Here is an 18,098-nt window from a genome sequence, read left to right on the forward strand (position 1 = left end):
GGCATAGTTCCGCATCACCATGGAATTCGACCTTCACTGACAGGGTGCAGCAGGACAGACCATGCAGATCGAGTCCATTGCCATCAAAAACTACCGGCTCTTCAGGGACACGAGGCTGGAGAACATTCCCCGTTTGTGCGTCCTGGTCGGGGCCAACGGCACTGGCAAATCCACCCTGTTCGATGTGTTCTCCTTCCTCAAGGATGCCTTGTCGATGAATGTAAGCAAGGCGCTTACCAAGCGCGGTGGTTACCGCGAGGTGGCCAGCAGAGGGTTTGCGCAGGAGCCCATCGAGCTGATCCTGCAATTTCGTTTGGAAATTGCAGGGCACGAGCGGCTCGTGACTTACATGCTCAAAATGGGGGTTGGTAACGACCGGAAGCCGGTGGTGGAGCGCGAGGTTCTGCGTTACAAACGTGGTGCTCATGGCGCACCTTTTCACTTCCTCGATTTCTCCTGTGGCAAGGGCTACGCCATCACCAACGAGGAAGATTTCTCCAAGCCGGACCAGGATCTTCGGCGCGAAGAACAGGAGCTGGATGCGCCCGACATCCTTGCTATCAAGGGCCTGGGGCAATTCGAGCGCTTCAAGGCCGCCAGTGCCTTCCGCTTGATGATCGAGAGCTGGCATATCTCTGATTTCCACGTCTCCGAGGCTCGGCCCAGCCAGGAGGAAGGCTTTGCCGAGCATCTATCGACACGAGGGGACAACCTGCCACTGGTTGCCAATTTTCTCTACGAGCACCATCGTGACCGCTTCGATCGGGTGCTTGACGCCATGAAGCGACGTGTACCTGGCGTGTCGATTGTTGAGCCCAGGCAGACCGAAGATGGCCGTCTCGTGCTGCGTTTTCAGGATGGGAGCTTCAGGGACCCCTTCATTGCCCGCTATGTCTCGGACGGCACCATCAAGATGTTTGCTTATCTGGTGCTACTCAACGATCCCAAGCCTTTCCCTCTGCTGGCGGTTGAGGAGCCGGAGAATCAGCTCTATCCGGAACTGTTACCTGAGTTGGCCGAGGAATTTCGCGATTATGCAGAGCAGTGGTGGCCAAGTGTTCATTTCCACGCACTCGCCCGATTTCCTCAACGCATTAACGCTGGATGAAATCTACTGCCTACGCAAAAGTCAGGGCTTCACCACGATCAACCGGGTCAGTGATTCAGAAAACCTGAGCGCGCTGTTCAACGCCGGCGACCTCCCGGGTTACTTGTGGAAACAGGGCCTGTTTGAAGGATTGAACAAGGACGTGTGCTGATGCAGGGGCGGATCATCTTTCTGCTCGAAGAGCCATCCATGAAGGCGCTGCTGAACGACTGGCTACCGCGTCTTTTTTCAGGTTGGGAAGAGGGACGGCACTTCCAGTGCCTTGCGCATGAGGGCAAAAGCGATCTGGATCGCAGCATTCCGCGCAAATTGAAGGCTTGGCGCATTCCCGGTGATCGCTTCGTGATTGTGCGCGATAACGACAACGCGGATTGCGTTGCACTGAAAGCACGATTGCGCGACCTATGCAAGCAAAGCGACCGCCCGCAGACGCTGGTACGACTTGTTTGTCAGGAGCTGGAAAGCTGGTATCTGGGAGATTTGCGCGCGTTAGCTGTCGCCTTTGATGCGCAGCATGTGGACAAGCCAAGCCAGCGCAAGCGCTACGACCAGCCAGACGAGCGGCGCAAGCCTTCGGTGGAAGTGAAGCGCCTAGTGCCTTCGTTCCAGAAAATCAGTGGTGCACGCGCCATGGCGCAGCATCTCGATCCTGCCATCAATCGCTCGCGCAGCCTGCAGGCGTTCGTTCAGGGTGTTCGCCGAATAGCTGTCCAAATGGGGCATGCCTGAGTTGTTCAATCTCAACTGATGAGAGAAAGGTCATCCAAGATGACGTCCCCACCCAAGATTGCAAATCAAACCCATGAGTGAATACCAATATTACGAATTCGTCGCCATCGATCGCCCGCTCAGCAAGGCGGAAATGATCCACCTGCGCGAGCGCTCCTCACGGGCAAAAATCACCCCAAGCAGCTTCGTCAATGAATACAACTGGGGCGATTTGAAAGGCGATCCGGCAGATTGGATGCGCCGCTACTTCGACGCCTTCGTTTACACCGCCAACTGGTGCAGTTGCCAACTGGCGCTGCGCTTTCCGCTGGAAACGTTCACACGGACCGAGATTGCGCCTTATGTCGCGGATGCTGCGTTGACGATGGATGCCTCAAAAACACATTGGATCATCAATTGGTCCTTGAACGAAGGCCAGGATTACGACCGTTTCGCTATGGAGGGTGGTGAAGGCTGGATGGGGCGCCTGATGCCGCTGCGCGACGAACTGCTGTGCGGTGACCTGCGGCCGCTCTATCTCGGCTGGCTCGCCGGCGTCACGGCCGGTGAAGTCGGTGAGGATGATCTGGAGCCGGAAGTCCCGCCCGGCATGGCGCAACTGACGGCGGCCCAACAAGCGTTGGTGGAATTTCTGGAGATCGATCCTGATCTGCTGGCTGCCGCAGTGAGTGGCAGTCCGCCCGCCTGGGAAGCTGACGACAGCGCCGAATGCTGGATTGCAGGTCTTTCCAGGAGCGAGATATTCAGCATGATCTCGCTCATGCTGAATGGCACGGCTCAACAAGCGCAACGCAAAGTGCAATCGGAGTTCGCCACCTGGCTGAAGGAAAGCGGCTCGATCGAATCCTCTACTGCCGAACTCAGAACGGTGGCAGAACTATTCGAGCACGCCAAGGCCGCAGAATCCGTCCGAGTTGCCGAGGAAGCCAAGGAGCTGGCGCGGCAGGAAGCAAAGCACCACAAGCAACGCGAAACCTATCTTTCCTCGCTTGCGCAGGACTTCGCCAAGCACTGGAAAATGGCTGATCAGCACGCCGAACGCGGTGTCGCATCAGGCTATGACGATGCCAAACGAATGATCGCGGATCTCGCCGATGCCTATCAATTCAAATCGGACAAGGCGACCTTCGATCAGGCCATGCGTCGTTTCATGACACGCCATACCAAACGCGGGGCATTCGTCCGCCGTTTGGTCGAAGCTGGTCTGTGGCAGAAATAGGACGTCACAGCTCGGCTGTTGTGAAAGAGCAGCGGTGAGGCAGTGTGAGCGGCTAGGCAACATGTGCGCCTGCCTGTGCGCCCATCGACTTTCAGGTGTTTACGACGTTTCGTTGCGTACATTGAAGTCGCTTGTATAGGCTTGCCTGGGATCGCGAGCGGAGGTGAAGGCGGGCCGCAAGACGCCCTCTTGAATCATGGGCGTCAGTGTCCGCTTGCGGAGATCGTCCGGATCGCGCTGCAGTACGTGCGCCAGCACGCGCAAGCCTAGGAAGCGCTCTTTGCAGAGCGACAGCGTAACTGTACGGAGCACCTGAGCATCAACGCGTCTGTGCACGGCGACCGGCTCGGCCAGGATTTGCAACTCCATCTGTAAAGGTACAGGAATGGCGTCCCAGTCGAGGTAGGTCGCTAGCTTCGGTGATTCGGTACCGAGCTCCGGTGGTTCAGTACCGAGCTCCGGTGGTTCGATAGGTTCCGGGGGTTCGACTTCCGTAGACTCAAAGGCAATGGCCACCGCCTGACGCTGCCAAGGCAGGAAGTAGACCATGCCCCGCCCGGCGCCGTCAGGCGTTAAAAAGCCATCGCGAACCAATTGGCTCAGAAGCTTGGTCAAGTCTGCGGGGTGATCGGTCGTAATCTCCTTGAGTCGGTCATGGCTGACTTGTCCCTCCACTTGTGCCGTAATCAGCGCGAGCCGTGCGGTTTCGCGAAGTGCCGTGAACCGGTTGCCCCAATAGTGTGACAAGTCTTCGACGGCAGCCTCGGGTACCAGGCTACTCATCCGCAATTCCATCAAGGTCTGCTCAGGTTCGGTCAATTCATAAAGCAGTGGCTTACGCCAATGCTGACCGGCCCAGTTCGTGTAGATTTTGGGTAGCCCAGAGCCTGCATGGTCGCCATAGCCCACCAACTGGAACATGGTTTGCAGGCGCCGATTGCGGCAGTCGCTATTGCCTCCTCGGATGGCCATTTCCAGTGGAATACGCATCCGTCCTGGGTTGCGAAAGCCAAACATGTCCGGACGCTTTACCACCAATACCGAAACGCGCCCAGAATAGTCTGCATGGATCAAAGTATTGACCAAGGCTTCACGGAGGGCTTCGTGCACTGGCGTGTCTTCAATGCGTTGCCCGTCCTGCAGTTGAAACGGTACTTTCAGATCTGCAGTCAGTTTCTGATAGACCTTGCGGAAGAAGTCGTAGACATTGCCTGACCAGCTCCCGTCAGGTATCAACCTGTCGATCCAGCGTTTTTCGGCTTTCGGTTCGGACCGTTCTTGAAAGTCGACCATGTAATGGGGAAGCGCATCGCGAATGACTTCGGCACGGCCAAACATCAGCAAGCCAGCCAGACGCAGGCCGTCGTAACCTTCATCGCGATCCCTGCCCCAGGCGCCTATGCGCTCCAGGAACGCATCCGTAGGCAAATCGGTCCACACATGGCCAGGCTTTACTGCCGCGAAGCGATTACGATATGCGGCGACCGTGTCCATATTCAGGTCACGAAAATCATAACCTTTCAGCACACGCTCATCGCGAGAGTCTTCCACGCGCTCGGCAAGCAGGCGCCGCACGTTTTCATCATCGGCTTGGTAATCGCCCTCGTGGCGTCGAAGATAAGTGCCGCCAAATGGATTTGTTCCAAGATGCACCGGCCGTTGCTGGCGTGATGCACGCGGCACCCGTATGCGCAGCACGGTCTTGCCGTCTACTGGAATCGGCGTTACGTGGTCTTCGGTTAGCAGGTTGACGCTGATTTGTTTGCGGTTGTGCAGGTTGTCCCACAAGGCCTTGCGCACGCGTTCGACATCAGGCACACCCAACACCAGGAACTGACCGGGCGGCTTTTCCTTTATGCCCAGCAAAATCACGCCGCCGTCGGTATTGGCCATGGCGCTATAGGTCTTCCAGACATCCTCCGGCAACTCGCCCTGACCGTCGCGACCTTGCGCAGCCTTGCATTCCATGTCCTGCGATTCCGCAAGGCTGCTGATGTCCAGATCGTGCTGGTGCTTGTTCATGTAGACACCTCTTTCAGTCATTTCGCCGGCTGGCGCCGATTTTAGGCTGCACCACCTAAGCGCTTACGCATCCGCCGCTTTGCGTCCACGTCCTCTTTTCGCAGTTGCTGAAGGCTGACTTTCCGCAAGCCGGCGTAGCAGCTCGCTGGCGGGTTCATCGTTGGGATCTTGCGGCACCAGTTCGCCGCGGAAGGCTTTGGCCAATAGAGCAGGAGTTAGGCGGTCGGTGGCGGCATGCGGGCCGTGTTTCTGTCCCAGTTGATGCAAGTGGTGATGCAATTGGCTGGGTGGCAAGCCCCATTGCTGTTCGAGTTCGCTCAGGCGGTCCTTCAGTTTGGGGAGTTTTTCCGCTTTGTACTCGGCATCGCGCAGCACGCGCATCAATTTCTGGTTGAGTTGGTCCAACACGTCATGCGCGTGGGTCTGGCTTTGGCGGCTGCCGGCGACTTCATAAGAAGTGGGGTTGTTCAATTCATCCAGCAGTTGCTCGATGGTGATGTTGGGGTCTTTGACCAGCGGCTGCATGGTGTTGACAGATTGCAGCGAGGCGTACAGATCCACCGGGTCGTATATCTTGAATACGGTTTTGCCGATGTTGTCGCAACGGCGGGTGGCGCGTCCGATCATCTGTTCGTACAAGATGCGCGATTTCACCCGGCGCAGAAACACCAGATGGCAGATCGGCGGCACGTCGATGCCGGTGGTGAGCAGGTCGACGGTGATGGCGATGCTGGGGTGGCGCTCGTTTTTGTAGCGGCGGATCAGTTGATCCACCTTGTCAGAGGCGCTGGTGATTTTTTCGACCGCGGCTTGGTTGTATGGCTCGCCGTAGAGGTTTTTGAATGCTTGGTTCAGTAGGCGCTTGACCATGTCAGCATGCGTGTCGGTGGCGCAGAAGATCATGGTTTTTTCTTCGCCCATGGGGTCCAGCTCCTGGGCGAGTTGCTCGCAGATCACGTGGTTGAAATCCTCGTTGATCACGCGGCGGTTGAAGCTTTCCAGCTCGAAGTTGAGTTCGTCGTCCAGCTCAGAGGTTTCGATGTCGCCGGTGGCGAGATTGACCGCTTCCACGGCTTCGCCTTTGGCGAAGTGGATGCCGTGCTTGCTGAGTAAGGTTTCATAGCGGATGGGTGGTTCGTGGTCGATCAGCCAGTCGTCGGCGACGGCTTCGCGGTAGGAATAGGTGTAGACCGGTTTGCCGAAGATGTCGGTGGTGTGGCGCGCCGGGGTGGCGGTCAGGCCGATCTTTACTGCGTCGAAATAGTCAAGCACGCGCCGGTAGGTGGAGAGGTATTGGGACTGATCGCGCAAGGCGAGTTCTCCTTCGGTGGTGGAACCATAAGGCCACTTCACGTGCGACCTTCAAGGACTCCAGGCCTTCGCGGTAGCCGATCTTGTGATCGACCCGGTGGGCCGCTTCATTACCGCGCCGCCGAAGCAGATGCAGCATCTGGCGCACCTGTGGGTCCAGGCCCAGGCGTTGATCCACGGCGCGTAACAGCTCGGCCTGAGTGGGGTCGATCCATTGCACGCCGATCCGCGAGGCAACTTCCTGGGTTAGTGCTTCGGCCAGCAGGCGCAATGTCAGCACGCAGCTGGATGGGTCGTAGGGGTAGAGCTTTTCTGCGGTAACGCCGAGCTCGGCCAGTAGTGGTGAATACTCGGCAAGAAAGCTGAAATTGCTTGGACTCATCCTGACTCCCTGATGCCTGGGGCTTTGCCGTGGCTTGGCGAGGCAGCATGTCGTCCTTCCCCAGCCTGTTTGCCTGAAAATAATAGCTGGGATAGCCAGCGTGGGCGTGAGAAATGCCACTGGGAATTTGCCGACGAACTTTCAGGTGGGCGTGGAGCAGGGGCGATGTCGCAAAACTTGCTACGGATACGGCTCGCGCGGACGAATGATGCACGGGCAATAGGCGTGCTGGTCCGCCGCGTCTTGCGCCGCTGGGTGCTGGCGGATCAGCCGCGCAAAGTAGGGGTAGCGCTGCTTGCACGCAGTAGTGCTAAGTCGTTGCGCGGTGCCGGTCTATAGGCGACTGGGATTTTGTGCCGTTGGGGCGGAGCGGCCTTCACCAATGGGTGTAATCACTACTGGTATTTACGTTACCGAGGGTAAGGCGTAAACGCGCATAATGCTGGCCTTGCCCATCACACTGTGGTTATCGGAGACGGCATGCCAGGCCAGCAACACGAAGTGACCTTCCGTTTCCTAGCCCAACCCACCGACGTCAATTTCGGTGGCAAGGTGCATGGTGGCATGGTGATGAAGTGGATCGATCAGGCCGGCTATGCCTGCGCTGTGGGCTGGAGCGGGGCGTATTGCGTGACGGCGGCGGTTAGTGGCATCCAGTTCGTCAAGCCGATTTTGATTGGTGATTTGGTGGCGGTGCGGGCCAAGCTAATCCATACCGGTCGTTCCAGCATGCAGATGGCGGTGGATGTGCTGGCGCGGGACCTGCGCACCGGCGAGGAGCGGCTGGCGACCAGTTGCGTGATGGTGTTCGTGGCGCTAGACAAGCCTGATGGCAAGCCTACGCCGGTGCCTCCATGGACGCCGCGTGATGACAATGAACGTCGCTTGCAGGAGAAGGCGCTGCATTTGCTCGAACTTTCCAAAAGCGTGGAGCAACTTGTTGATACGCGAGGCGCCGGAAATGACTGAGCCGTTGTATCGGTTTGATCGGAAAAGGCTCGAAAAACCCGCCGTTCAGCATCGTTAAGGTGTTGACACATCCAGCCCCGATCCACACAATAGCCGTTCTTTGTTGGAGGGATACCCAAGCGGCCAACGGGGGCAGACTGTAAATCTGCTGGCTCACGCCTTCGGTGGTTCGAATCCACCTCCCTCCACCAGACTGTTTCAAGGTATTAAGATTGGCAGGGCCGCGAATCGGAGTCTTGAAGGTGGATTTGAACCACCGATTTCAAGATTACGGTTCGATAAAATCGCAGGAAGCGATTTTGAACGCGACGCGAAAGCGGCGCGGCCTAAAGGGCGGAGGGCAGGATGCCCGGAGTCATGCACCTACGTCCATCAGTCATTGTTTCGGGTAGCCGGACGGGCTGAAAAGTAGGTTTGCAAGCGCGAACGGAAGTACGCTGTTGCGGTCTTAGACGAGTTCCGCGCAGTGCGGGAGTAGTTCAATGGTAGAACCTCAGCCTTCCAAGCTGATGGTGCGGGTTCGATTCCCGTCTCCCGCTCCATTGATCTCGTCGCTGTGCTTTTGTGCTCATGTAGCTCAGTCGGTAGAGCACTTCCTTGGTAAGGAAGAGGTCGCTGGTTCGATTCCAGTCATGAGCACCACCGCATGCGGTTGTCGCGGTATCGCCTGAATATCTAGTTTCCTTCTACTCACACTGACTCCATCGGGATTTAACGCTCATGGCAAAGGGTAAATTCGAACGCACCAAGCCGCACGTGAACGTGGGCACGATCGGTCACGTGGACCACGGCAAGACGACGCTGACGGCGGCGCTGACGAAGGTTGGTGCAGAGCGGTTTGGCGGTGAGTTCAAGGCCTACGACGCGATTGACAAGGCGCCGGAAGAAAAGGCGCGCGGTATCACGATTTCGACCGCGCACGTGGAATACGAATCGCCGACCCGCCACTACGCCCACGTGGACTGCCCGGGTCACGCGGACTACGTGAAGAACATGATCACGGGTGCGGCTCAGATGGACGGCGCGATCCTGGTGTGTTCGGCTGCGGACGGCCCAATGCCGCAGACGCGCGAACACATCCTGCTGAGCCGTCAGGTGGGCGTGCCGTACATCCTCGTGTTCCTGAACAAGGCCGACATGGTGGACGACGCTGAGCTGCTTGAGCTGGTGGAGATGGAAGTGCGTGAACTTCTGTCCAAGTACGAGTTTCCAGGCGACGACACCCCGATCATCAAGGGTTCGGCCAAGCTGGCGCTGGAAGGCGACCAGTCGGAAATCGGCGTGCCGGCCATCGTCAAGCTGGTGGACGCGCTGGACAGTTACATTCCGGAGCCGGTGCGGGTGCTGGACAAGCCGTTCCTGATGCCGGTGGAAGACGTGTTCTCGATTTCCGGCCGCGGTACGGTGGTGACCGGTCGTGTGGAAACGGGCATCATCAAGGTCGGCGACGAAGTCGAAGTGGTGGGTCTCCGCCCGACCCAGAAGACCACGGTGACCGGTGTTGAAATGTTCCGCAAGCTGCTGGACCAAGGGCAGGCGGGCGACAACGTTGGCCTGCTGGTACGCGGCCTGAAGCGTGATGACGTGGAGCGCGGCCAGGTGCTGGCCAAGCCGGGTTCGATCACCCCGCACACGGACTTCGAATGCGAGATCTATGTGCTGTCAAAGGATGAGGGTGGTCGTCATACGCCGTTCTTCAGCAACTACCGCCCGCAGTTCTACTTCCGCACCACGGATGTGACCGGCGAGATCAAGCTGTCGGAAGGCACGGAGATGGTGATGCCGGGCGACAACGTGAAGATCTCGGTGTCGCTGATTGCGCCGATCGCGATGACGGAAGGCCTGCGCTTCGCGATCCGCGAAGGTGGCCGTACCGTCGGTGCCGGCGTCGTCGCCAAGATCACCAAGTAACAGTAAAATAAAAAGTCGCCCGTAATGCGGGCTGTAGAGCGCAAGGGCGGGGCATCTACCCAACCCTTGCAGCGCAAAGCGCAGCTTTACAGCAAGCAAAGCGAGCGACTTCACTTTTAGCTATCAAAACGTACGCCAGTAGCTCAATTGGCAGAGCAGCGGTCTCCAAAACCGCAGGTTGGGGGTTCGAGTCCCTCCTGGCGTGCCATCTTTTCGAGGAATGATTACGGGTGTGCCGCAATCGGTCGCAAGACAGATCGCAGCAAATATCCGAACGATGCGCATGAATACCAAGGCTGAACAGACCAAAGGCACAAGCGGCGCCGATATCGGCAAGTTGGTGTTGGCCGTTGTGGTGCTGGCGGCCGGCATTGTTGGATACACCTACCTCGGCAACATGGGGGCTGCGTCGCCGCTGCGTCTGATCACCATTCTAGTGGCGGTGGTTGCTGCGGGTGCCATTGCTGCGTTCACGGCGCCTGGGCGCCGTGCTCGTCATTTCCTGGGTGAGTCGCAATTTGAATTGCGCAAGGTGGTCTGGCCCACACGGGATGAGACTATCAAGACCACAGGTATCATTATTGCCGTGGTGATCGTGCTTTCACTGCTACTGGGTTTGATTGACCTTATCTTGAAGTCGGTCGTGCTCGACTGGCTGCTCAAGCTGGGTTCGTGAGGAGCGTGCGATGAGCAAACGTTGGTACGTCGTCCATGCCTATTCCGGCTTCGAAAATCAAGTAAAGAAGTCGCTGGCGGAGCGCATTATGCGTGCGGGCATGGAAGAGAAGTTCGGCGAAGTGCTGGTGCCCACCGAAGAAGTCGTTGAAATGCGCAGCGGCCAGAAGCGCCGTAGCGAGCGGAAATTCTTCCCTGGCTATGTGCTGGTGCAAATCGAGACCGATACCGAAGGCAAGGCCCCTCGTATTGATGACGAATGTTGGCACTTGGTGAAAGAAACCCCGAAAGTTATGGGTTTCATTGGCGGCACTGCCGATCGCCCGCTGCCGATCCGTGACAGTGAGGCTGATACTATTCTCAGTCGTGTCCGTGAAGGCGTAGAGAAACCCAGGCCCAAAGTATTGTTCGAGCCGGGTGAGATGGTTCGCGTGACCGATGGTCCCTTCAATGACTTCAATGGCGTGGTCGAGGAAGTCAACTACGAAAAGAGTCGTCTGCGCGTCGCAGTGTTGATTTTCGGGCGTTCGACCCCGGTCGAGCTGGAATTCGGTCAGGTTGAAAAAGCCTGACTTAGAGGCGAGCCTATGTGGCCGGCCTTGGCAGGCACGGGAGCCTGCCACTACGGCAGCACTTTTTTGTCGTCTGGGTGATGCCTCCGGCACAGGGCTTGCTTAAAGCCCGCTTCATCTCTAAACTACTTGGTTCACGCCGGGGTCTTTCGATCCGGTGTGTTCGTATTTCTGGATTTCGCCGGATCGCGGGGTCCCCTCCCACCAGGGATTGTGCATGGCGAGGAGCCGTAAGGCGCTTGAACTCGCGAGGAAACTCCAATGGCAAAGAAAGTTGTCGGTTATATCAAGCTGCAGGTCAAGGCCGGTCAAGCCAATCCGTCGCCACCCGTGGGCCCGGCCCTCGGTCAGCGCGGCCTGAATATTATGGAATTCTGCAAGGCGTTCAATGCCGCTACGCAGAAAATGGAGCCGGGTATGCCGATCCCGGTGATCATCACCGCCTATTCGGATCGTAGTTTCACCTTTATCACCAAAACCCCGCCGGCCACTGTATTGATCAAGAAGGTCACTGGCGTTGCCAAGGGCTCATCCAAGCCGAACACCGACAAGGTGGGCAAGATCACCCGCAAGCAACTGGAAGACGTTGCGAAGCAGAAGGAGCCGGATCTCACGGCTGCTGATCTGGATGCCGCGGTGCGCACCATCGCCGGTAGTGCGCGCAGCATGGGTTTGGTGGTGGAGGGCTAAGACATGGCAAAGCTTACAAAGCGTATGAAGGCCGCTCAGGCGGCAGTGCAGCCGGGCAAGATGTACGGTCTTGAAGAAGCCCTCAAGATCGTCAAGGACAACGCCAAGGCCAAGTTTGTCGAGTCGGTGGACGTGGCGGTACGTCTAGGCATCGATGCGAAGAAGTCCGACCAGGGTGTGCGCGGCTCCTCTCTGCTGCCGCACGGTACTGGCAAGACCGTCAAAGTCGCCGTGTTCTGCCCGGCCGGTGAGAAGGCTGAAGCTGCTAAGGCTGCCGGTGCCGATGCCGTCGGCATGGACGACCTGGCCGAGCGCATGCAGGCCGGCGATCTCGACTTCGGTCGCGTGATCGCTACGCCGGACGCGATGCGCGTGGTCGGTAAGCTGGGTCAGCTCCTCGGTCCCCGTGGTCTGATGCCGAATCCGAAGGACGGTTCGGTCACCGCCGATGTCGTCACGGCCGTCAAGAACGCCAAGGCTGGTCAGGTGAAGTTCCGCAATGACAAGGCGGGCATCATTCACGCCACCATCGGCAAGGCCAGTTTCGAAGCCAATCAGTTGGCAGACAACCTGAACGTGCTAATCGGCGACCTGCTGAAAGCCAAGCCGTCCACGGCCAAGGGTCAGTACCTGCAGAAAGTTGCGCTGTCCAGCACTATGGGTGTGGGCGTGCCGGTCGATACCTCGACCCTGTCGGCGGCCTCGGCCAAGTAACAAGTTAGAGCTCTGCGCGGAACACCGTTCCGCGCAGGCACGTTTTTGAGGGTAGCCCCGGCGAAAGCTGGAGCCGCCGTTAAAGACCGCAGGCGCGACTTACGCGCGACGACGACGGGCAGGGAGCTTGATCTGCAAAGGAATCGCCGCCGCCGCTAACGGAGTCGCTTAATTCGACACCTGCGTAGATGGTGCTGCCCCTTCTGGAATCGCTCTGGAAAGGCCACCTCCCGGGGCTCCCGAGCCCCCGATGTCAGGGAGGTCATCGCTCAGGACCGCAAACGGCAGGAGCCGTGAGCGGAATTCATAAGAGGAGTGAAACATGGCTCTGAATCTCTCTCAGAAGCAAGAAGTAGTCGCCGAACTGGCCGAAGTTGCCGCGAAGGCTCACTCCTTGATCGCCGCCGAGTATGCAGGCACCACGGTCGAACAGATGACGGTGATGCGCAAGAAGGCTCGCGAGTCAGGTGTGTACTTGAAGGTTGTCAAGAACACGCTCGCTGCGCGCGCCGTGGCTGGTACCGAGTTCGAGGTCGTCAAGGACGCCCTGACTGGTCCGCTACTGTATGCATTTTCGACGGAAGAACCCGGTGCCGCCGGTCGTTTGATCAAGGAATTCGCCAAAAGCAACGACAAGCTGAAGGCGAAAGTTGTATCGGTGGAAGGCAAGTTGCTGCCGGCCGCGCACGTTGAAGTGCTGGCCTCGCTGCCGACCCGCGAACAGGCCCTAGCCATGCTGGCCTGCGTGCTAGCCGAACCCGCTGCGATGTTTGCCCGCGCCGTCAAGGCCGTGGCCGACAAACAGGGTGGTGGCGAAGCTGCACCGGCCGAAGCTGTGTCTGCCTAAGTCCGACGCCGATCTAAACCGAATCCATTTCTAGAGGTAAATCAAAATGTCCCTTTCCAACGAACAGATCGTTGAAGCTGTTGCCGCCAAGTCGCTCATGGAAGTGATGGAGCTGGTCAAGGCCATCGAAGAAAAGTTTGGCGTGTCCGCCGCCGCCCCGGTTGCCGTGGCAGCCGGCCCGGCTGCTGCCGGCCCGGCTGCTGAAGAGCAGACCGAGTTCGACGTCATCCTGAAGAGCGCCGGCGACAAGAAAGTCGACGTCATCAAGGCTGTCCGCGCCATCACCGGCCTGGGCCTGAAGGAAGCGAAGGATCTCACCGAAGCAGGTGGCGTCGTGAAGGAAGCCGCTTCGAAGGAAGACGCCGCGAAATTCAAGAAGGACCTCGAAGCTGCCGGCGCCACGGTCGAACTGAAGTAATTGGCGCTCTTGCGCGCCGTCAGTTTGATCTAGCGCAAGCCAAGCCTGGGGGCGTAAGTCCCTGGGCTTTGGCCGCTTCAGTGATTCATCGGAGTCCGGTCGTTGACCGGGCGAGCCTAAAAGGGGCAGGAACCCTTTGTAGACACCTCAAGCACGGATGCTCTGGATGTCGGGCATCGCGAATAGGGTTTTTTTGAGCAAGAGCCGCTATTCACGATCCCCCAGATCCAAGCTTTCCCCATTTAGCCGGTGTGTGCACCACCGGCGCCACAGCGAACCGAGGCGTCACCGACCATGACCTACTCGTTTACCGAGAAGAAGCGCATCCGCAAGGATTTCGGCAAGCGTCCGCCCGTACTGGGCGTACCCAACCTGCTGACGATCCAGACCGATTCCTACCGTGAATTTCTACAGGAGTTCGTTGCTCCCAAGCAGCGCGAAGACAAAGGTCTGCACGCGGCATTGAAATCAGTGTTCCCGATTGTGAGCTATTCGGGGAACGCCGCCCTTGAATATGTTGACTATCGTCTCGGTGAGCCGCCGTTCGACGAACGCGAGTGCCGGAACCGCGGCATGACATTTGGCGCGCCGCTGCGCGTCACCGTGCGTCTGGTGATCTACGACAAAGACAGCCCTGCCTCGAAGAAGGCCGTGAAGTACGTGAAGGAGCAGGAAGTCTACATGGGCGAAATTCCGCTTATGACCGACACCGGCACCTTCATCATCAATGGTACCGAGCGCGTGATTGTGTCGCAGCTCCACCGTTCGCCGGGCGTGTTTTTCGATCATGACCGCGGTAAGACCCACAGTTCAGGCAAGCTGCTGTTTTCAGCACGTGTGATTCCCTATCGCGGCTCCTGGCTCGACTTCGAGTTCGACCCCAAGGACGCGCTGTTCACCCGTATCGACCGTCGCCGCAAGCTGCCGGTGACGGTGCTGTTGCGCGCGCTGGGCTACAGCAACGAAGAGATGCTGGCCATTTTCTTCGAACACAACGTGTTCCACCTGGGCAAGAAGGGTGGCACCACGCTAGAACTCGTGGCCGAGCGCCTGCGCGGCGAAACACTGAGCTTCGATTTGATGATTGGCGACAAGGTGCTGGTGGAGGCCGGTAAGCGTATTACTGCTCGTCACGTACGCCAGCTTGCTGCCGAAAATATCACTGCGCTGGAAGTGCCGGATGATTATCCAGTGGGTCGCATCCTGGCTACAGACATCGTCGATGCAAAGACCGGCGAACTGCTGGCTTCGGCGAACGACGAAATCTCGGCCGAACAGCTCGAGAACTTCCGCAAGGCTGGCATCGAAACGTTGCCGACCCTGTACGTGAATGATCTGGATCGCGGCGCCTACATCTCGCACACCCTGCGCATCGACAACACCAAGACACAGCTCGAAGCGTTGGTGGAAATCTATCGCATGATGCGTCCAGGCGAGCCGCCGACCAAGGAAGCCGCGCAGAACCTGTTTTTCAATCTGTTCTTCACCTTCGACCGCTACGACCTGTCGGCGGTGGGTCGTATGAAATTCAACCGTCGCGTAGGCCGCAAGGACATCCTCGGTCCGGGTGTACTGTATGACTACAAATACTTCGGCGATCGCAAGGAAGAGGCGTCGCAGGTACTCGTTGCTTCGCAGGGCGAGACCTCAGACATCCTTGACGTGTTGAAGGTACTGATCGAGATCAAGAACGGCCACGGTACCGTCGACGACATCGATCACCTCGGCAATCGTCGCGTGCGTTCGGTCGGTGAAATGGCGGAGAACACCTTCCGCATCGGTCTGGTGCGCGTGGAACGTGCTGTGCGTGAACGTCTGTCGCTCGCTGAAGCCGATGGCCTGACCCCGCAGGATCTGATCAACGCCAAGCCGGTCGCAGCGGCAGTGAAGGAGTTCTTTGGTTCCTCACAGCTCTCGCAGTTCATGGACCAGAACAATCCGCTATCGGAAGTGACGCACAAGCGTCGTGTGTCCGCACTGGGTCCGGGCGGTTTGACCCGTGAGCGCGCCGGCTTCGAAGTGCGTGACGTGCATCCGACCCATTATGGCCGCGTCTGCACTATCGAAACACCGGAAGGTCCGAATATCGGCCTGATCAACTCGCTCGCCGTGTACGCGCGCACCAATCAATATGGCTTCCTCGAGACGCCGTATCGCAAGGTCGTGGACGGCAAGGTCACCAACCAGGTGGATTACTTGTCGGCGATCGAAGAAGGCGACCACGTCATTGCGCAGGCGAACTCTCCACTCAGCAAGGACGGTGGTTTCGTCGAAGACTTCGTGTCCTGCCGTTTCCGTGGCGAGTCCGAGTTGCGTCCGTCAGCCGAGATCAACTACATGGACGTCTCGCCGATGCAGACTGTGTCGGTCGCGGCGGCACTGGTGCCATTCCTTGAGCATGACGATGCGAACCGCGCGCTGATGGGCGCGAACATGCAGCGTCAGGCCGTGCCGACCCTGCGTTCGCAGACCCCGCTGGTCGGTACCGGCATCGAGCGCGCCGTGGCGCGTGACTCGGGCGTTATCACCAGTGCCAAGCGCGGCGGTGCGATCGACCAGGTCGATGCGGGCCGTATCGTGGTGCGCGTGAACGAAGAGGAAGTGGGTGACAATGACGCCGGCGTCGATATCTACACGCTGACCAAGTACACCCGCTCCAATCAGAACACCAACCTCAACCAGCGCCCGTTGGTGAACGTGGGTGACGTGGTGGCGAAAGGCGACACACTGGCCGATGGGTCGTCGACCGATCTGGGTGAGCTGGCGCTCGGCCAGAACATGTTGATCGCCTTCATGCCATGGAACGGCTACAACTTCGAAGACTCGATCCTGCTCTCTGAGCGCGTCGTGCAGGAAGACCGCTACACCTCGATCCACATCGAGGAACTGTCCTGCATCGCGCGTGACACGAAGCTCGGTGCCGAAGAAATCACGGCCGACATTCCGAATGTGGGCGAGCAGGCGCTGGCTCGTCTGGACGAATCCGGCATCGTGTACATCGGTGCGGAAGTGAAGGCCGGCGACATCATGGTCGGCAAGGTCACGCCGAAGGGCGAAAGCCAGCTCACGCCGGAAGAAAAGCTGCTGCGTGCGATCTTCGGTGAGAAGGCGTCCGACGTGAAGGACAGCTCGCTGCGCGTGCCGCCGGGCATGGACGGTACCGTGATCGATGTGCAGGTGTTCACGCGTGATGGTATCGAAAAGGACAAGCGCGCGCGCCAGATCGAGGAAATGGAAATCAAGCGAATCCGCAAGGACTTCGATGATCAGTTTCGCATTCTCGAAGGCGCGATCTATAACCGGATGCGTGCACAGCTCGTCGGAAAGGTCGCCAACAGTGGCCCGGCTGGCCTGAAGCGTGGCGTGGAAATCACCAACGATTACCTCGACGGCTTGAAGAAGGACGAGTGGTTCAAGATCAACGTCAAGGACGAGGAAGTCACCGAGTTCCTTGAGCGTGCGGCCGATCAGGTCAGGCGTCACAAGGAAGAATTCGACAAGCGCTTCAAGGAGAAGCAGGGCAAAATTACCCAGGGTGACGATCTCGCGCCGGGCGTGCTCAAGATGGTCAAGGTGTTCCTGGCTGTGAAGCGTCGCATCCAGCCGGGCGACAAGATGGCCGGTCGCCACGGTAACAAGGGCGTGGTGTCCAACGTGGTGCCGGTGGAAGACATGCCGTACATGGCTGACGGTACATCGATCGACATCTGCCTGAATCCGGTAGGTGTGCCTTCGCGTATGAACATCGGCCAGATTCTGGAAGTGCACCTTGGCTGGGCCGCAAAGGGCTTGGGCAAGAAGATTCAGCAGATGCTCGAAGTGCAGGAGAAGGCGGCGAAAATCCGTGAGTTCCTCGATCAGATCTATAACCATCACGTCGCCGGTGCCGTGCAGCATGTCGACCTGAAGTCGCTCACCGATGAGGAAATCCTCACGCTGGCGAACAACCTTCAGGAAGGTGTGCCGATGGCAACGCCGGTGTTCGACGGCGCTGAAGAAACCGAAATCAAGGCGATGCTGAAGCTGGCTGATCTACCAGAATCTGGTCAGACCATGTTGTTTGACGGACGTACTGGCGAAGCCTTCGATCGTTCGGTCACCGTCGGCTATATGCACTACCTGAAACTCAACCACTTGGTCGACGACAAGATGCATGCCCGTTCGACGGGTCCATACTCACTCGTCACGCAGCAGCCGCTGGGTGGTAAAGCGCAGTTCGGCGGTCAACGTTTCGGCGAAATGGAAGTCTGGGCACTCGAGGCCTATGGTGCGGCTTACACCTTGCAGGAAATGCTCACGGTGAAGTCCGACGACGTGCAGGGCCGCAACCAGATGTACAAGAACATCGTCGACGGCAACCACGAGATGGCGGCGGGTATGCCGGAATCCTTTAACGTGCTCGTGAAGGAAATCCGTTCGCTCGGCATCGATATCGATTTGGAAGAAATCAAGTGATTTTGGTCGGGACTCGGGACTCGGGATTCGAGACTCGTGAAGAGCTAGAAGCCGCGTGCTTTTGCTTCTCCGAGTC

General features: G+C 58.4%; 14 protein-coding genes, 4 tRNA genes and 1 pseudogene. 16 read left to right on the forward strand and 3 right to left on the reverse strand.

Features of this window, described 5'->3' with window-relative positions; all coding sequences use genetic code 11:
* The first annotated feature begins 61 nt into the window (after positions 1 to 61).
* The 3 genes and pseudogenes from EO087_RS15195 to EO087_RS15205 all read left to right on the forward strand — a co-directional run bounded on the left by EO087_RS15195 (position 62) and on the right by EO087_RS15205 (position 3,056).
* Positions 62 to 1,259 (forward strand): annotated as a pseudogene (locus tag EO087_RS15195) (AAA family ATPase).
* A gap of 38 nt (positions 1,260 to 1,297) precedes the next feature.
* Complete coding sequence (locus tag EO087_RS15200; protein WP_240669075.1) at positions 1,298 to 1,837, forward strand: DUF4276 family protein; 540 nt, start codon at positions 1,298 to 1,300, stop codon at positions 1,835 to 1,837.
* A 73-nt stretch (positions 1,838 to 1,910) separates the two neighbouring features.
* Complete coding sequence (locus EO087_RS15205; RefSeq protein ID WP_128899604.1) at positions 1,911 to 3,056, forward strand: hypothetical protein; 1,146 nt, start codon at positions 1,911 to 1,913, stop codon at positions 3,054 to 3,056.
* A gap of 99 nt (positions 3,057 to 3,155) precedes the next feature.
* On the opposite strand, the gene EO087_RS15210 is transcribed toward EO087_RS15205, so the two are convergent.
* The 3 genes from EO087_RS15210 to EO087_RS15220 form a co-directional block, all read right to left on the reverse strand.
* A complete protein-coding gene (locus tag EO087_RS15210) occupies positions 3,156 to 5,078 on the reverse strand; it encodes an RNA-binding domain-containing protein (protein WP_128899605.1) in 1,923 nt (640 codons plus the stop codon).
* A gap of 63 nt (positions 5,079 to 5,141) precedes the next feature.
* The gene (locus tag EO087_RS15215; RefSeq protein ID WP_240669076.1) at positions 5,142 to 6,389 is read right to left on the reverse strand and encodes a helicase-related protein; all 1,248 of its coding nucleotides are present in this window, start codon (positions 6,387 to 6,389) and stop codon (positions 5,142 to 5,144) included.
* Positions 6,343 to 6,771, reverse strand: a complete 429-nt coding sequence (locus EO087_RS15220; protein ID WP_128899607.1) for a DUF4145 domain-containing protein — start codon at positions 6,769 to 6,771, stop codon at positions 6,343 to 6,345. The genes EO087_RS15215 and EO087_RS15220 overlap by 47 nt, the downstream gene beginning before the upstream one ends.
* Before the next feature lie 480 nt (positions 6,772 to 7,251).
* Here EO087_RS15220 and EO087_RS15225 point away from each other — a divergent pair, with 480 nt between their 5' ends.
* The 13 genes from EO087_RS15225 (at position 7,252) to rpoB (ending at position 18,022) form a co-directional block, all read left to right on the forward strand.
* The gene (locus EO087_RS15225; protein ID WP_128899608.1) at positions 7,252 to 7,740 is read left to right on the forward strand and encodes an acyl-CoA thioesterase; all 489 of its coding nucleotides are present in this window, start codon (positions 7,252 to 7,254) and stop codon (positions 7,738 to 7,740) included.
* A gap of 105 nt (positions 7,741 to 7,845) precedes the next feature.
* Positions 7,846 to 7,931 (forward strand) — tRNA-Tyr (locus EO087_RS15230).
* A 277-nt stretch (positions 7,932 to 8,208) separates the two neighbouring features.
* Positions 8,209 to 8,282, forward strand: a tRNA-Gly gene (locus EO087_RS15235).
* Positions 8,283 to 8,306: 24 nt separating this feature from the next.
* Positions 8,307 to 8,382: transfer RNA gene (locus EO087_RS15240), tRNA-Thr, on the forward strand.
* A gap of 78 nt (positions 8,383 to 8,460) precedes the next feature.
* Complete coding sequence (tuf, locus tag EO087_RS15245) at positions 8,461 to 9,651, forward strand: elongation factor Tu (RefSeq protein WP_128899609.1); 1,191 nt, start codon at positions 8,461 to 8,463, stop codon at positions 9,649 to 9,651.
* 132 nt (positions 9,652 to 9,783) lie between these two features.
* A tRNA-Trp gene (locus EO087_RS15250) sits at positions 9,784 to 9,859 on the forward strand.
* Between the two features lie 75 nt (positions 9,860 to 9,934).
* Entirely contained in the window at positions 9,935 to 10,327 is a 393-nt protein-coding gene (secE, locus tag EO087_RS15255) for a preprotein translocase subunit SecE (RefSeq protein WP_128899610.1), read from the forward strand.
* 10 nt (positions 10,328 to 10,337) lie between these two features.
* The gene (gene nusG / locus EO087_RS15260) at positions 10,338 to 10,898 is read left to right on the forward strand and encodes a transcription termination/antitermination protein NusG (protein ID WP_128899611.1); all 561 of its coding nucleotides are present in this window, start codon (positions 10,338 to 10,340) and stop codon (positions 10,896 to 10,898) included.
* 261 nt (positions 10,899 to 11,159) lie between these two features.
* The gene (gene rplK, locus EO087_RS15265) at positions 11,160 to 11,588 is read left to right on the forward strand and encodes a 50S ribosomal protein L11 (protein ID WP_128899612.1); all 429 of its coding nucleotides are present in this window, start codon (positions 11,160 to 11,162) and stop codon (positions 11,586 to 11,588) included.
* A gap of 3 nt (positions 11,589 to 11,591) precedes the next feature.
* Complete coding sequence (rplA, locus tag EO087_RS15270) at positions 11,592 to 12,302, forward strand: 50S ribosomal protein L1 (RefSeq protein ID WP_128899613.1); 711 nt, start codon at positions 11,592 to 11,594, stop codon at positions 12,300 to 12,302.
* Between the two features lie 322 nt (positions 12,303 to 12,624).
* Positions 12,625 to 13,149 carry a 50S ribosomal protein L10 gene (gene rplJ / locus EO087_RS15275; protein ID WP_128899614.1) on the forward strand — a complete coding sequence of 175 codons (525 nt, stop codon included), beginning with the start codon at positions 12,625 to 12,627 and terminating at the stop codon, positions 13,147 to 13,149.
* A gap of 46 nt (positions 13,150 to 13,195) precedes the next feature.
* Positions 13,196 to 13,567, forward strand: a complete 372-nt coding sequence (gene rplL, locus EO087_RS15280; RefSeq protein ID WP_128899615.1) for a 50S ribosomal protein L7/L12 — start codon at positions 13,196 to 13,198, stop codon at positions 13,565 to 13,567.
* 294 nt (positions 13,568 to 13,861) lie between these two features.
* Positions 13,862 to 18,022, forward strand: coding sequence for a DNA-directed RNA polymerase subunit beta (rpoB, locus tag EO087_RS15285; RefSeq protein WP_128899616.1), 4,161 nt, complete (start codon positions 13,862 to 13,864; stop codon positions 18,020 to 18,022).
* Positions 18,023 to 18,098: the final 76 nt, after the last annotated feature.

Origin of the sequence: Dyella sp. M7H15-1 (genome assembly GCF_004114615.1) — a bacterium.
Lineage (GTDB): Bacteria > Pseudomonadota > Gammaproteobacteria > Xanthomonadales > Rhodanobacteraceae > Dyella_B.

Coding starts and splice junctions, on each gene's coding strand:
- rplK (WP_128899612.1), top strand. CDS start 11,160: ATGGCAAAGAAAGTTGTCGGTTATATCAAGCTGCAGGTCAAGGCCGGT.
- rpoB (WP_128899616.1), top strand. CDS start 13,862: ATGACCTACTCGTTTACCGAGAAGAAGCGCATCCGCAAGGATTTCGGC.
- EO087_RS15205 (WP_128899604.1), top strand. CDS start 1,911: ATGAGTGAATACCAATATTACGAATTCGTCGCCATCGATCGCCCGCTC.
- EO087_RS15225 (WP_128899608.1), top strand. CDS start 7,252: ATGCCAGGCCAGCAACACGAAGTGACCTTCCGTTTCCTAGCCCAACCC.
- EO087_RS15200 (WP_240669075.1), top strand. CDS start 1,298: ATGAAGGCGCTGCTGAACGACTGGCTACCGCGTCTTTTTTCAGGTTGG.
- rplL (WP_128899615.1), top strand. CDS start 13,196: ATGTCCCTTTCCAACGAACAGATCGTTGAAGCTGTTGCCGCCAAGTCG.
- rplA (WP_128899613.1), top strand. CDS start 11,592: ATGGCAAAGCTTACAAAGCGTATGAAGGCCGCTCAGGCGGCAGTGCAG.
- rplJ (WP_128899614.1), top strand. CDS start 12,625: ATGGCTCTGAATCTCTCTCAGAAGCAAGAAGTAGTCGCCGAACTGGCC.
- secE (WP_128899610.1), top strand. CDS start 9,935: ATGAATACCAAGGCTGAACAGACCAAAGGCACAAGCGGCGCCGATATC.
- tuf (WP_128899609.1), top strand. CDS start 8,461: ATGGCAAAGGGTAAATTCGAACGCACCAAGCCGCACGTGAACGTGGGC.
- EO087_RS15220 (WP_128899607.1), bottom strand. CDS start 6,771: ATGAGTCCAAGCAATTTCAGCTTTCTTGCCGAGTATTCACCACTACTG.
- nusG (WP_128899611.1), top strand. CDS start 10,338: ATGAGCAAACGTTGGTACGTCGTCCATGCCTATTCCGGCTTCGAAAAT.
- EO087_RS15210 (WP_128899605.1), bottom strand. CDS start 5,078: ATGAACAAGCACCAGCACGATCTGGACATCAGCAGCCTTGCGGAATCG.